The 13,205-nt window shown below is 66.1% G+C and carries 13 protein-coding genes; 7 read left to right on the top strand and 6 right to left on the bottom strand.

The genetic code is table 11. The features are described from left to right. Positions 1-5 precede the first annotated feature (5 nt). Positions 6-1,247 carry an exodeoxyribonuclease VII large subunit gene (gene xseA, locus HH308_RS14305; RefSeq protein WP_170194887.1) on the top strand — a complete coding sequence of 414 codons (1,242 nt, stop codon included), beginning with the start codon at positions 6-8 and terminating at the stop codon, positions 1,245-1,247. Then, positions 1,244-1,462: an exodeoxyribonuclease VII small subunit gene (locus tag HH308_RS14300; protein ID WP_170194886.1), complete on the top strand. Its 219-nt coding sequence runs from the start codon at positions 1,244-1,246 to the stop codon at positions 1,460-1,462. The genes xseA and HH308_RS14300 overlap by 4 nt, the downstream gene beginning before the upstream one ends. Before the next feature lie 16 nt (positions 1,463-1,478). On the opposite strand, the gene HH308_RS14295 is transcribed toward HH308_RS14300, so the two are convergent. Continuing rightward, positions 1,479-2,066, bottom strand: coding sequence for a DUF4245 domain-containing protein (locus HH308_RS14295; protein ID WP_170194885.1), 588 nt, complete (start codon positions 2,064-2,066; stop codon positions 1,479-1,481). An 89-nt stretch (positions 2,067-2,155) separates the two neighbouring features. Here HH308_RS14295 and glpX point away from each other — a divergent pair, with 89 nt between their 5' ends. The 4 genes from glpX to HH308_RS14275 all read left to right on the top strand — a co-directional run bounded on the left by glpX (position 2,156) and on the right by HH308_RS14275 (position 7,103). Next, positions 2,156-3,154, top strand: coding sequence for a class II fructose-bisphosphatase (gene glpX / locus HH308_RS14290; protein ID WP_170194884.1), 999 nt, complete (start codon positions 2,156-2,158; stop codon positions 3,152-3,154). Positions 3,155-3,204: 50 nt separating this feature from the next. Further along, complete coding sequence (locus HH308_RS14285; RefSeq protein WP_170194883.1) at positions 3,205-4,905, top strand: fumarate hydratase; 1,701 nt, start codon at positions 3,205-3,207, stop codon at positions 4,903-4,905. Positions 4,906-4,983: 78 nt separating this feature from the next. After that, a complete protein-coding gene (locus HH308_RS14280; RefSeq protein WP_170194882.1) occupies positions 4,984-6,378 on the top strand; it encodes a class II fumarate hydratase in 1,395 nt (464 codons plus the stop codon). A 38-nt stretch (positions 6,379-6,416) separates the two neighbouring features. Continuing rightward, complete coding sequence (locus HH308_RS14275; RefSeq protein ID WP_170194881.1) at positions 6,417-7,103, top strand: PIG-L deacetylase family protein; 687 nt, start codon at positions 6,417-6,419, stop codon at positions 7,101-7,103. An 82-nt stretch (positions 7,104-7,185) separates the two neighbouring features. On the opposite strand, the gene HH308_RS14270 is transcribed toward HH308_RS14275, so the two are convergent. After that, entirely contained in the window at positions 7,186-8,034 is an 849-nt protein-coding gene (locus HH308_RS14270; RefSeq protein WP_170194880.1) for a L,D-transpeptidase family protein, read from the bottom strand. A 119-nt stretch (positions 8,035-8,153) separates the two neighbouring features. On the opposite strand from HH308_RS14270, the gene HH308_RS14265 reads away from it, so the two are divergent. Next, complete coding sequence (locus HH308_RS14265) at positions 8,154-8,336, top strand: hypothetical protein (protein ID WP_170194879.1); 183 nt, start codon at positions 8,154-8,156, stop codon at positions 8,334-8,336. Here the strand turns inward: HH308_RS14265 and HH308_RS14260 are convergent. From HH308_RS14260 to HH308_RS14245, 4 genes are all read right to left on the bottom strand, one after another. Further along, a complete protein-coding gene (locus HH308_RS14260) occupies positions 8,333-8,893 on the bottom strand; it encodes a YceI family protein (RefSeq protein ID WP_170194878.1) in 561 nt (186 codons plus the stop codon). The genes HH308_RS14265 and HH308_RS14260 overlap by 4 nt on opposite strands. A gap of 78 nt (positions 8,894-8,971) precedes the next feature. Further along, the gene (gene phoH2 / locus HH308_RS14255; RefSeq protein WP_170194877.1) at positions 8,972-10,270 is read right to left on the bottom strand and encodes an RNA 5'-3' helicase PhoH2; all 1,299 of its coding nucleotides are present in this window, start codon (positions 10,268-10,270) and stop codon (positions 8,972-8,974) included. Positions 10,271-10,530: 260 nt separating this feature from the next. Continuing rightward, complete coding sequence (locus HH308_RS14250) at positions 10,531-11,397, bottom strand: acyl-ACP desaturase (protein WP_170194876.1); 867 nt, start codon at positions 11,395-11,397, stop codon at positions 10,531-10,533. A gap of 32 nt (positions 11,398-11,429) precedes the next feature. After that, positions 11,430-13,064: an MDR family MFS transporter gene (locus HH308_RS14245; RefSeq protein ID WP_376767224.1), complete on the bottom strand. Its 1,635-nt coding sequence runs from the start codon at positions 13,062-13,064 to the stop codon at positions 11,430-11,432. Positions 13,065-13,205 lie beyond the last annotated feature (141 nt).

Below are 13,205 nucleotides of genomic sequence, written 5' to 3'. Positions count from 1 at the left end.
GCAACGTGGCAGCATCGGATGCGCCGAATTCGCCCGACAACCCGTGGCCGGTCCGGACCGTCAACACCAAGATCGCCGACTGGGTGCACCGTCTGGGGCAGATCTGGGTGGAAGGCCAGCTGACCCAGATCAATCGCCGTCCGGGCACCCGAGTCGCCTTCCTGACCCTGCGTGACCCGGCCGCCGACATCTCGATTTCGGTCACCTGCTCACCGGACCTGCTCGCACGCAGTCCGGTTCCGTTGACCGAGGGCAGTCGGGTGGTGATGGCCGGGCGGCCGTCCTTCTACACCGGTCGGGCCACATTGTCGTTGCGCGTCACCGATATTCGGCCGATCGGCGTCGGAGAGCTCCTGGTCCGCATCGAACGCCTCCGTCAGCTGATGGCCGCCGAGGGCCTCTTCGATTCCCGGCGGAAACGCCCGATTCCGTTCCTGCCCAAGACAATCGGCGTGATCACCGGCCGCGCGTCGGCGGCACAGCGCGACATCGTCTCGGTGGCGACCAGCCGGTGGCCCGCGGTGCGTTTCGACATCCGCGACGCCCCCGTGCAGGGCACCACCGCGGTCCCGCAGATCCTCAAACACCTTGCCGCACTTGATGAGAACGACGCCGTGGACGTGATCATCATCGCTCGCGGCGGTGGCAGCGTCGAAGATCTACTTCCGTTTTCCGACGAAGCGCTGCTGCGGGCCGTCGCGGCGGCCACCACCCCGGTCATCTCGGCGATAGGCCACGAACCGGACTCGCCCCTGTTGGACCTCGTCGCCGACGTCCGCGCGGCCACGCCCACCGACGCCGCCAAGCGCGTGGTCCCCGACGTCGCCGCCGAGTTGGCCGCCGTCGCCACTCTTCGCCGCCGCAGCGCACAGGCACTGCGCAACTGGGTCCACCGCGAAGAACACCGGCTCGACGGACTACGCCGTCGACCGGTGATCGCACGACCGACGGTCCTGCTCGATCAGCATCAGGCCGACGTCGAGCGGATGCGTGCGACGCTGCGCCGAGATGTCACCCGGTCGGTGGATACCGCACAGACCCGCGTCGAACATCTCGCGGCGCGGCTGGCGACCCTCGGTCCCGCGCAGACACTCGCGCGCGGCTACGCCGTCGTGCAGCGCGTCGACGCCGACGAACCCCACGTCGTATCCTCGCGCGACGACATGCCGACGGGCGCGCAGCTGCGTATCCGTGTCGCCGACGGCGCGGCGACCGCTACCGTGACCACTACCGAGGGAGACCAGTGACCGATCACCGCCCGCACGTCGAAGACCTCGGCTACGAGGCAGCCCGCGACGAATTGATCGATGTGGTCGCTACGCTGGAACGCGGCGGCCTCGACCTCGACTCGTCGCTGTCCCTCTGGGAACGCGGCGAAGCATTGGCCAAACGCTGCGAGGAACATCTCGCCGGAGCCCGCGAGCGGATCGAAAAGGTGCTGGCCGCCGACGACGACGAGTAGGCGGCCGCTCCCCGCGCTACCCCCGCTTCGCCAGCGGTTGGGCCGACTGCACAGCGCGCGCCAACGTCGTGAGATCGGAATCGGGCCCCTTGGACATCAGGGCGATACGCACCTGGCCGAGGTCGGTGATCCACGCCTTCGTGGCGTCACCGGACTGGTACACGACCCAGGTCCGGCCGTCGACGTCGTGTGTTCCGCTGCCGAGCAGTTTCGACTTGTCGTCGTCGGTGCCGCGGTCGGACAGGTGCGCCACCAGAGCTTCTTCCTTCGCGGCGGTCTGCGTGAGCTGGATGTATGCACCGTGGTCGGTGATCCAACCGACGTTGCTCGACGTCGAGTCGCCGACCGCCTGGGTGGTACCGGAGTTGGGTTTCCATGCGTTCGGCACCCGCGGCTGGCGAATCGGGAACGGCATGGTGTCGGCGTCGGCGCGCAACGCCGCGGACAGTTCGAACGGAGGCAGTCGGTCGTCGGAGGCGTTGCCCTGCAGGCCGACCGAGCAGTTCTGCGACGCGAAGACCACGAACACGCACAGCAGCAACAGGGGTATCAACGACCAGATCATGTCTTTGCTGCTGTTGAGTATCCGGGGTTTGGCTGCCATGCCGCCCAGTATCCCAGGCCAATGGCCCACAGCCCAACGCGGGATGACAGGATGATCTAGACCACTCTCACCCGCATCAGGAGACGCCAATGTCCGATTCGTCACCCAAGCAAGCTCCCGACCGCAACCTCGCGATGGAACTGGTGCGTGTCACCGAAGCCGCTGCCCTCGCCGCGGGACGCTGGGTCGGCCGTGGTGACAAGAACGGCGGTGACGGCGCGGCCGTCGATGCGATGCGCGAGCTGCTCTCGACCGTGTCGATGCGCGGCGTCGTCGTGATCGGCGAGGGTGAGAAGGACGAAGCGCCGATGCTCTACAACGGCGAAGAGGTCGGCAACGGTCAGGGGCCGGAGGTCGACGTGGCCGTCGACCCGATCGACGGAACCACCCTGATGGCCGAGGGCCGGCCCAACTCGATCGCGGTGATCGCACTCGCCGAGCGCGGCAAGATGTACGACCCGTCGGCGGTGTTCTACATGGACAAGATCGCCGTCGGTCCCGAGGCCAAGGGCGCCATCGACATCAACAAATCGGTCGAGTGGAACGTGACGTCGGTCGCGAAGGCCAAGGGCATCGAGGTCGGCGACGTCACCGTCGTCGTGCTGGACCGACCCCGCCACGCCAGTCTGATCGGCGAGATCCGCGCCGCCGGAGCCAAGGTTCGACTCATCTCCGACGGCGACGTCGCGGGTGCGATCGCCGCCGCCGGCGACTACAGCTCGGTGGACATCCTGATGGGCATCGGCGGAACCCCGGAGGGCATCATCACCGCGGTCGCGATGAAGTGCATGGGTGGCGAGATCCAGGGCAAGCTGTGGCCGCGCGACGACGCCGAGCGACGCAAGGCCATCGACGCCGGTCACGATCTGGACCGCGTCCTGGGCACCGACGACCTGGTCGGCGGCGAGAACACCTTCTTCTGCGCGACCGGCGTCACCAACGGCGACATGCTCCGCGGCGTGACCTACCGCGCCAACGGCGCGACCACGCGATCGCTGGTCATGCGCTCCAAGTCGGGCACGGTCCGGCGCATCGAGGCGGTGCACCGCATGGAGAAGCTGCGCGAGTTCGCCAACATCGATTTGTAAGGTAACGCTTACCATTTGGGGTCGCGAACCCGCCGATAGCATGGGCATTTGTGAGTGAACCAGCCCCAGCTCCCGAGTTCGACTACTCTGACCTGCTGCCGATCGGCGCCGACGACACCCCTTACCGTCTGATCACGACGGAAGGGGTGTCGACGTTTTCGGTCGACGGCCAGACGTTCCTCAAGGTCGATCCGGCGGTGATCCGCCAGCTGACGGCCGAAGCGATGCACGACATCAGCCACTACCTGCGCCCGGCCCATCTCGGCCAGCTGCGCAAGATCATCGACGACCCCGAAGCCTCCGGCAACGACCGCTTCGTGGCGCTCGATCTCCTCAAGAACGTCAACATCTCGGCGGGCGGTGTGCTGCCGATGTGCCAGGACACCGGCACCGCCATCGTGATGGGCAAGAAGAGCGAAGGCGTGCTCACCGGCGCCGACGACGCGCTGGCGATCTCCGGCGGGGTCTACGACGCCTACACCAAGCTCAACCTGCGCTACTCGCAGCTGGCGCCGCTGACCACCTACGACGAGAAGAACACCGGCAACAACCTGCCCGCCCAGATCGAGATCTATGCGACCGAGCAGGGGCCGAAGGGACCGGAGTACAAGTTCCTGTTCATGGCCAAGGGCGGCGGCAGCGCCAACAAGTCGTTCCTGTTCCAGGAGACCAAGGCGATCCTCAATCCGGCGCGGATGCGCAGCTTCCTCGACGAGAAGATCCGCTCGCTCGGCACCGCGGCCTGCCCGCCGTATCACCTCGCGGTGGTCATCGGCGGAACGTCGGCCGAGTTCGCACTGAAGACCGCGAAGTACGCCTCGGCGCACTACCTCGACAATCTGCCGACCGAGGGCTCGATGTCGGCGCACGGGTTCCGCGACCTCGAACTCGAAGAAGAGGTCTTCAAGCTGACGCAGTCATTCGGCATCGGCGCGCAATTCGGCGGCAAGTACTTCTGCCACGACGTCCGCGTCGTGCGACTGCCCCGGCACGGCGCGTCGTGTCCGGTGGCCATCGCGGTGTCGTGTTCGGCCGACCGCCAAGCGCTCGGCAAGATCACCGCCGACGGGGTATTCCTCGAACAACTCGAGACCGACCCGGCCAAGTACATGCCCGCAGCCGGTGTCGCAGAAGACATTTCGGGCGGCGAGGTGGTGGAGGTGGATCTCAACCGCCCGATGTCGGAGATCCTCGAACAGCTCTCCCAGTACCCGGTGAAGACCCGGTTGTCGCTCACCGGCCCGCTGGTCGTCGCCCGCGACATCGCGCACGCGAAGATCAAGGAACGCCTCGACGCCGGCGAGCCGATGCCGCAGTACCTGCGCGACCACCCGGTGTATTACGCCGGCCCCGCCAAGACTCCGGAAGGGATGGCGTCGGGCTCCTTCGGCCCGACGACGGCCGGCCGGATGGACTCCTACGTCGAGCAGTTCCAGGCCGCGGGCGGCTCGATGGTCATGCTGGCCAAGGGAAACCGCTCCAAGCAGGTCACTCAGGCGTGCGACGCGCACGGTGGCTTCTACCTCGGCTCGATCGGCGGGCCCGCTGCACGACTGGCCCTCGACTGCATCAAGAGTCAGGAAGTCATCGAGTATCCCGAACTCGGTATGGAAGCGGTCTGGAAGATCGACGTCGAGAATTTCCCGGCGTTCATCGTCGTCGACGACAAGGGCAACGATTTCTTCACCGACCCCGGCGGCGCGGTGACCGTGCCGCTGGGTGGCGTACGCATCCGCTCGAAGGAGCGGTAGCCGGCCGAGGTCGGCACCTGACCCCCGGCGTAGGGTTAGGTAAACCTAATCAGCTTTCGAGATCGAGGAGCGCCGACGATGACCGAGTACCGCATCGAGCACGACACCATGGGCGAGGTGAAGGTTCCCGTCGACGCCCTGTGGCGAGCGCAGACACAGCGTGCGGTGGAGAACTTCCCGATCAGCCACCGACCGCTCGAGCGCACCCAGATCCGCGCGATGGGTCTGCTCAAAGCGGCGTGCGCGCAGGTCAACAAGGATCTCGGGTTGCTCGACGCCGTGAAGGCCGACGCCATCATCGCCGCGGCGATCCAGATCGCCGACGGGAAGCACGACGATCAGTTCCCGATCGACGTCTTCCAGACCGGGTCGGGTACGAGCTCCAACATGAACGCCAACGAGGTGATCGCGTCGATCGCCAAAGCGGGCGGCGTCGACATACATCCCAACGACGACGTCAACATGTCGCAGTCGTCGAATGACACCTTCCCCACCGCGACTCATGTCGCGGCCACCGAAGCCGTTGTGACAGACCTGATTCCGGCTCTGGAGCATCTTCGCGAAGCGCTCGCCGACAAAGCGGGGCAATGGCGCACCGTCGTCAAGAGCGGCCGTACCCACCTCATGGACGCGGTCCCGGTGACCCTCGGTCAGGAGTTCGGCGGGTACGCCCGCCAGGTGCAGGCCGGCATCGAGCGCGTCACCTCGACGCTGCCGCGCGTCGGCGAACTTCCGATCGGTGGAACCGCGGTCGGTACCGGGCTCAACGCGCCCAACGGTTTCGGCACCAGGGTGACCGCCGAGCTGATCAAGCTCACCGGCGTCGACGCATTGTCACTGGCTGCCGATAATTTCGAGGCGCAGGCGGCGCGCGACGGCCTCGTGGAATTGTCCGGCCAGCTCAAGACGATCGCGGTGTCGTTGACGAAGATCGCCAACGACGTGCGGTGGATGGGCTCGGGGCCGCTCACCGGGCTGGGCGAGATCTCGCTCCCCGACCTCCAGCCGGGCAGTTCCATCATGCCGGGCAAGGTGAATCCGGTTCTGCCGGAGGCGGTTACGCAGGTCGCCGCTCAGGTCATCGGTAACGACGCCGCTGTCACCTGGGGTGGTGGCAACGGCGCTTTCGAATTGAACGTCTACATCCCGATGATGGCTCGTAACGTGCTGGAATCACTCAAGTTGCTGGCGAATGTCTCGCGCCTGTTCGCCGATCGGTGCATCAGCGGCCTGGTGGCACATGAGGATCGCCTCCGCACACTCGCCGAGAGCTCGCCGTCGATCGTGACACCGCTCAACTCCGCGATCGGGTACGAAGAGGCCGCGGCGGTCGCCAAGCAGGCGCTCAAGGAGGGCAAGACGATCCGGCAGACCGTCATCGACCGCGGCCTGATCGGCGACACGCTGACCGAGGCGGAACTCGACTCGCGCCTCGACGTGCTGAAGATGGCCAATCTCGACCGCGAGCGGTAATCCACCGATCGTCGACGCCGGGGCGTAACGTCGCCTGCATGACCGCGCTGCTCGACTTCCCCACCGACTTCTCGACGGCCCTCATCCTGGTCGCACACCCCGACGACCCCGAATACGGGATGTCGGCCGCCGTCGCTCGCTGGACAAGTGAAGGCCGAAAGGTGTTCTACGCCTTGGCTTCCAGCGGCGAGGCCGGCATCGAGGGCCTCGCTCCCGCGGAGTGCGGTCCTCTGCGGGAGGGGGAGCAGCGCGCGTCGGCTGCGGTCGTCGGCGTCGACCACGTCGAGTTCTGGGGTTTCCCCGACAGCGACATCCGCAACACCGGGCAACTGCGGGCCAAGGTCGTCGAGACGATCACGCGCCTGCGGCCCGACGTCGTGATCACCGGTTACGGTGGCGCCGAATGGGCGCCGGGGATGCCCAACCAGCGCGACCACATGGAGTTCACGGCGGCCGTCGTACAGGCGTGGGACTCGATGGCCACCCCACCGAGGTGGCTGTTCGTCAACGGGCCGTCGGCGACGCACGCCGTCGAAGTCGGCGATTTTGTCGAGACGGCGGTGAATTCCCTTGCCGCCCATGACCGCTACCTCTCGGTACTGGATCCGCAGACGCCCGTGCGCGAGCAGGCGCGCAAGCAGGTCGCCATGATGGCAAAACCGCGCGAGGACTTCGGCGGTGCGGTAGCGAGCGCGTTCGAGTTGGTGCGCGAGGGTCGAGCCTGAGCGTCGGACCACTCCATCAAACAGGTCCCCGACGCAGTCGCGCCGAGGACCTGTTCTCGCACCGAAGTCGAGGGTCTCAGTTCTAGCTTCCGGTCGCCGTGCCCAGGATCGAGGGGATCAGGCTCAACGCGCTGTTCGCCAGGCCGGTGATGATGCCGTTGGAGTTGGCGCCGCCCGGTGTGGTGGTGTTCGGAGCGTCTGCGGTCGGTGCGCCCTTGTTGACGCCGATGGTGATCTTCGGGTCCTTCTCCGGGTCGAGCCAGACGAGGATCTTCTTCATCGTCTCCTTGTCGATGGCCACACATCCCTGAGTCGGCTCACCGTTGGTGACGTGCAGGAACATCGCCGATGCCTTGCCGGGGGTGCGCTGCGGGTTGCTCGCGATGTTGACCGCGTAGTCGTAGACCGGTCCGGAGTCGTACAGGTTCTCGCTGTCGCCGCCCGGATTCTTACCCTTGACGTGGGTGTTGTACGTCGGGGACTTCATATTCGAATCCCACCAGTCGTCCTTGGTCGCCTGGAAGTACGGCATCTTGGTGCCCGGGTTCGCATCGCGGCCGAACGCCTGGTCCAGCGAGAAGGTGCCCTCGGGCGTGCGCGGGACGTTGTCTTTCGGCTGGCCCATGCCCTGCGATCCCAGGAAGGCCGGAACCGGCCCGGCGACCGTGACCCACTTGCCGTCGGTGCCCTTCTCGAACGCCGTCAGCGTGGCCTTCGTGTCAGCGGCCTTGGGCGCGGTCACGACGATCATCTGCGTCGTCTTCGACGACGTACCGCCGAGTCCGGCGAGGGTGTTGAGCACCGAGTCGACAAGTGTGCCACCACCGATGTTGGTGGGCAGGTTCGGAATCGACGGGGCAGCCGATGCGGTGGCGGGAATCGCGACCAGCGACGCGATGGCCGCGAACACCACGAGTCCCAACAACCTCATTTGTCTCACAAATAACTTCAGCACCACTCAAGTGTGCCAGCGGTTCGACGCCGATAAGTCACGTGAGAGTCACAAGCGAGTGTTGATCTGGTCACCGACGTGAGCGGTCGCACAGTCAGGTGCCAAAATCCGCCGAAGCGCGCATCGAGCACTACTGGCGCGTCGAACAGGACGGAACCGTCATCGCACATGAACTGTCCGGCGACGCCTACGCGGTCGTCGCGACGGTGCGCCCGGGAACATCGTGGACCGCCATCGCCCCGTTCACCGTGACACTGACTCCATCCGACCTCGTCTCCTAGGGCGCGTCGCCCAATCCGCCCGACAGCCGCGCCGCGAACTCCACCCGAACCTCGTCGGCAACCTTCAGCGTTCCCATCATCAGCGAGAACGGCTTGAGCCCAACGTCGCTGTGCCGCACCGACGTCGATGCCGACAGCCGCCACCCGTCACCGTCGTCCACGACCCCGACATCCACCGAATGCTCGACGCTCTCACCGCAGATCGTCAGCGCGCCCGTCACCCGGTACCCGCCGTCGATCACGTCGATCGCGTCGCCGACGAATCCGATCTGCGGAAACTTCTTGGCCTGCAACGACTTCAGCGCATTCGAACGGACCACCAGCTTCTCCGGGCCGCTCAACGGCGTCACGCCGCCCTCGCCGCGCACCACCGACAGCGAGTCGACGTCGACCGTCAAACCCACCGCCGACGGTACGTCGTCGACGAAAGTCACACTCCCCGACCATGATTCGAACCCGATGATCAACCGATGGCCCGCCTTGGCACCGGGGCCGGCCACCCCGGTGCCGATCGTCACATCACCGTCGTCCGGTCCCACAAACACAGTTCCGTTCACCTGCGCGAGAGTACCGGCATAAGCAGCGAGCCCGCTCGCTACGCTCCCGGCGCGACGGTGTCGACTTTCGCCCGCTCGCTACGCTCCCGGCGCGAACTCCTCCAGCATGTCGGTGACCAGCGCCGCAATCGCCGACCGCTCGCTGCGGGTCAACGTCACATGTGCGAACAACGGGTGCCCCTTGAGCTTCTCGATCACCGCCGCCACCCCGTCGTGCCTGCCCACGCGCAGATTGTCCCGCTGTGCCACATCGTGCGTGAGGACCACGCGCGAGCCAGTTCCCAAGCGCGACAACACCGTCAGCAGCACATTGCGTTCCAGCGACTGCGCCTCGTCGACGATGACGAACGAATCATGCAATGAACGACCGCGAATGTGGGTGAGCGGCAACACCTCCAGCATTCCGCGGCTGAGCACCTCCTCGATGACTTCCGGCGACGCCAGCCCCTCGAGGGTGTCGTAGACGGCCTGCGCCCACGGTCCCATCTTCTCGTCCGCACCGCCCGGCAAGTACCCGAGTTGTTGTCCGCCAACGGCATACAGTGGGCGGAAGACCACAACCTTGCGCTGCGTCCGCCGCTCCAGCACCGCCTCCAGACCGGCGCACAAGGCCAGTGCCGACTTACCGGTACCCGCCTTGCCGCCCAGCGACACGATTCCCACACTGTCGTCGAGCAACAGATCCAGCGCCACCCGCTGCTCGGCCGACCGGCCGTGCAGGCCGAACGCCTCCCGGTCACCCCGTACCAGTTGCACCTGTTTGGTCGGAGTCACCCGCCCCAACGCCGACGATCCGTTGGCCACCAGCCGAATTCCGGTGTGGCAGGGCAGGTCCCGCGCAAGGTCGACGTCGATGACCCCGTCGGCGAACAATGCGTTGACCGCTGCGGGCTCCACTTCCAGCTCGGTCATCCCCGACCATCCCGACACCACCACATCCTGTGCGTGATACTCGTCCGCCGACAATCCCACCGCGCCGGCCTTGACGCGCAGCGGCGTGTCCTTCGACACCAACGTCACGGCCTTGCCCTCGGCGCGAAGATTCAACGCGCAGGCCAGGATTCGCGAGTCATTGTCATCGGTCCGGAAGCCGGACGGCAACACCGACGGATCGGTGTGGTTGAGCTCCACCTGCAGGGTCCCGCCCGCGTCACCGATCGGAATCGGCAGATCCAGGCGGGAATGCTCGAGACGCAGATCGTCGAGCAACCGGAGTGCCTCACGCGCGAACCAGCCTAGTTCGTGGTGATGGCGTTTGCCCTCGAGTTCGCTGATGACAACCAGCGGCAATACGACGTGGTGCTCGTCGAAACGTGTTACGGCCCAAGGGTCGGACAGTAGCACGGAGGTGTCGAGGACGTAGGTGCGAATGGTCACGTCAGGGCTCCTAGTGTGCACGGCGCCCGCACACACGCTTTGTGCTGTGACCGGTCGGTTCCTAGTTCGTCGCTGCCGTGAGGACAACTCGAACGAGAACCGGGGCCGGTCCTCTCGCTGCGCGTTTCGCTACCACGATTCGAACCTTCCGGATGGACGGCTTCCCCGCAATCCATCAAGGCCCAAGGTACGCCGACGCCCCCTACGAGATGACTCGTAAGGGGCGTGTTGTCGTGAAATCTGCGTTAACCTGAAGCCAACTAGCCTGCCGCGAGGGCCAGGATTCGCTGGCGTGCGGACTCGGCCTCATCGGACAGTCCGGCAACCGAATTCAGCTTCAACTGGTCGACGAATGTCGCCGCGATCTTCGCCTTCGTGGCGTCGTTCTCGTAGTCGGAGATCAGCGCCCACTCCGGCGCGAAGTCGGTGACGTCGGAGCCGATCGGCTCCAGCTTCGCCAGGGCTTCGTCGATCGCGACGACCGTCGCGTCCTGATCGGCGATCAGGCCCGCGTTCAGGAACGAACCGAAGGTCCGCGCCTGCGCGGCGTCGTCGCCGGAGATCTTCGCGAGAATCTGCTTGTAGACGTCATCGTCGACGACGGCCGACAGCTTCTCGATGAAGGCCACGCACTGGTTCTCGTGTACGGCCATCAACGCGAGCGTGTCGAGCGGGCTGAGCCCGACGACCTTTTCGGTGTGCTGGCGGTAACCCTGCGTGACGTGATGCAGGCGCCGCTCCTCCGCGTCGAGCGGATCGATCGCGCGGGTCACGACGAGGAAGTCGCGCAGCACGATCGCGTGGCGGTTGTCCTCCGCGGTCCACACGCCGACCAGCTGACGCCAGTCGGAGAACGCCGGGAAGTGAATCGCCAGCACCCGGTGATAGGACGGCAGGTTGTCCTTGGTCAGCAGCAGCGCCAGCGTGGCCGCGCGCACTTCCTCGGACATGGTGCCTTGCGACGGGTCCCAGTCGTCGCCGCCGAGGAACGCGAAGTTGCGTCCGGCGTCCCAGGGAACCCAGTCGTGCGGGTTCCACGGGGTCGCGATCTGCGCGTGCTCCTCGGCGATCTCGGGGAGCGCCTTCTCCAGCGCGATGATCAACTCGTCTTGCGGCAGTACAGTCACGTGCACGAGGATACCGGCCGACGCCGTCGAACCTAAATCCCGGCCGTGCGGGCCGAACCGGCCGCGACCGCTTCCACCTCGACGGCGGCCTCTTCTGCGAAGGGCACCTCTTCGATGTCGACGGTGGTCCGCAACGGACGATTCGGGATCAACGCGACGGCGATAAGAGCCACGACGGTGCAGGCGGCCGCGACGACGAAGATCGTGGCGGTCGCGTCACCGTAGGATCCCCGGATCACGTCGGCGACCGGCGCGGGCAGCGCCTTGAGATCCAGCGACCCGCCACCGCTGTGACCGGCGTCGATGCCCAACTTGGCGAGACCGTCGCGGGACAGATCGGCGACGCGGGTCGCGAGGATCGAGCCCAGCACGGACACGCCGATCGCACCGCCGAAGGTACGGAAGAAGGCCACGTTCGCCGACGCCGCGCCGATGTTCTGCACACTCACGGTGTTCTGGACGGCCAGCACCAGGTTCTGCATCAGCATGCCGGTACCGAGCCCGACCAGGAGCATGAACACGGCGAGCAGCATCAACGACGTCTGGTGATCGATCGTGCCGAGCAGGGCGAACCCCGCGATCAGCACGGTGGCACCGCCGAGCAGGAACGGCTTCCAATGTCCGAAGCGCGTGATCAACTGACCGGAGACCACCGAGCCGCCGAACATACCCACCACCATCGGAATGGTCAGCAGGCCGGCCTCGGTCGGCGAGTAGCCGCGTGCGGTCTGGAAGTACTGACCGAGGAACGTCGTCGCGCCGAACAGGCCGATGCCGACGCTGATGGAGGCGAGGATGGCCAGCGCGGTGGTGCGCTCGGTGACGATCTTGAGCGGAATGATCGGCGACTTGGCTCGCGATTCGACGATGACCGTCGCGACCAGCAGTGCGATACCGCCGCCGACCATCATCGCGGTCTGGATCGAGAACCATGCGTAGTAGTCGGCCTTGCCGGCGAACGAGACCCAGATCAGCAGCACGCTCACGCCGGCGGTCAGCAGCAGCGCACCGAACCAGTCGATGGACGCGTCATCCTTGCGGACGGTCGTCATATGCAACGTCTTCTGCAGCAGCACCAGCGCGATCAGCGCGAGCGGAACGCAGACCAGGAAACACCAGCGCCAGCCGAGCGGGCTGTCGACGATGACGCCGCCGAGGATCGGGCCACCCGACATCGACACGGCCATCACGGCACCCATGTAGCCGGAGTACCTACCGCGATCGCGCGGTGAGACGATCGAACCGATGATGGCGACTGCCAGCGCGGTCAGGCCGCCCATGCCGATGCCCTGCACGACGCGTCCGACCAGCAGGATCGGCACATTGTGTGCGATACCCGCGATCAGCGAGCCGGCGACGAAGATCACCAGCGACAGCTGCACCAGCAACTTCTTGTTGAACAGGTCCGACAGTTTGCCCCAGATCGGCGTCGACGCCGCGTTGGCGAGCAGCGCGACGGTGATGACCCAGGCGTACTGGGTCTGGGTGCCCTTGAGGTCGGCGATGATCGTGGGCAGCGCAGTCGCGACGATGGTCGACGACAGCAGTGCGGTGAACAGGCCGGCCAGCAGGCCGGTCATGGCCTGCAGGACTTCGCGGTGCGTCATCGCGGGTGCGGCGTCGGCCGTCGGGTGCGTCGCCCGCACCTCGGTGTCAGCGGTGGACATGTGACTTCCTTACTGGATCGGAGAAATAGTCTGTGGAATTACTTGCTGAATGCAACAGGTTGCATGATGCAATCTATTCCGGCAAGTCGTCACCGAGCGGTGTGTGACGCCTCACATGCAAAAACCCACTCTCCTCGACAC

Origin of the sequence: Gordonia asplenii (genome assembly GCF_012933505.1) — a bacterium.
Lineage (GTDB): Bacteria > Actinomycetota > Actinomycetes > Mycobacteriales > Mycobacteriaceae > Gordonia > Gordonia asplenii.
The sequence above is the reverse complement of the archived record's forward strand: the minus strand, read 5'-3'. Positions and strand labels throughout refer to the sequence as shown.

Excerpts from the sequence above, each read along its gene's own strand:
- HH308_RS14280 (WP_170194882.1), top strand. The coding sequence starts at position 4,984 with ATGACCGAGTACCGCATCGAGCACGACACCATGGGCGAGGTGAAGGTT.
- HH308_RS14275 (WP_170194881.1), top strand. The coding sequence starts at position 6,417 with ATGACCGCGCTGCTCGACTTCCCCACCGACTTCTCGACGGCCCTCATC.
- glpX (WP_170194884.1), top strand. The coding sequence starts at position 2,156 with ATGTCCGATTCGTCACCCAAGCAAGCTCCCGACCGCAACCTCGCGATG.
- HH308_RS14295 (WP_170194885.1), bottom strand. The coding sequence starts at position 2,066 with ATGGCAGCCAAACCCCGGATACTCAACAGCAGCAAAGACATGATCTGG.
- HH308_RS14245 (WP_376767224.1), bottom strand. The coding sequence starts at position 13,064 with ATGTCCACCGCTGACACCGAGGTGCGGGCGACGCACCCGACGGCCGAC.
- HH308_RS14270 (WP_170194880.1), bottom strand. The coding sequence starts at position 8,034 with ATGAGGTTGTTGGGACTCGTGGTGTTCGCGGCCATCGCGTCGCTGGTC.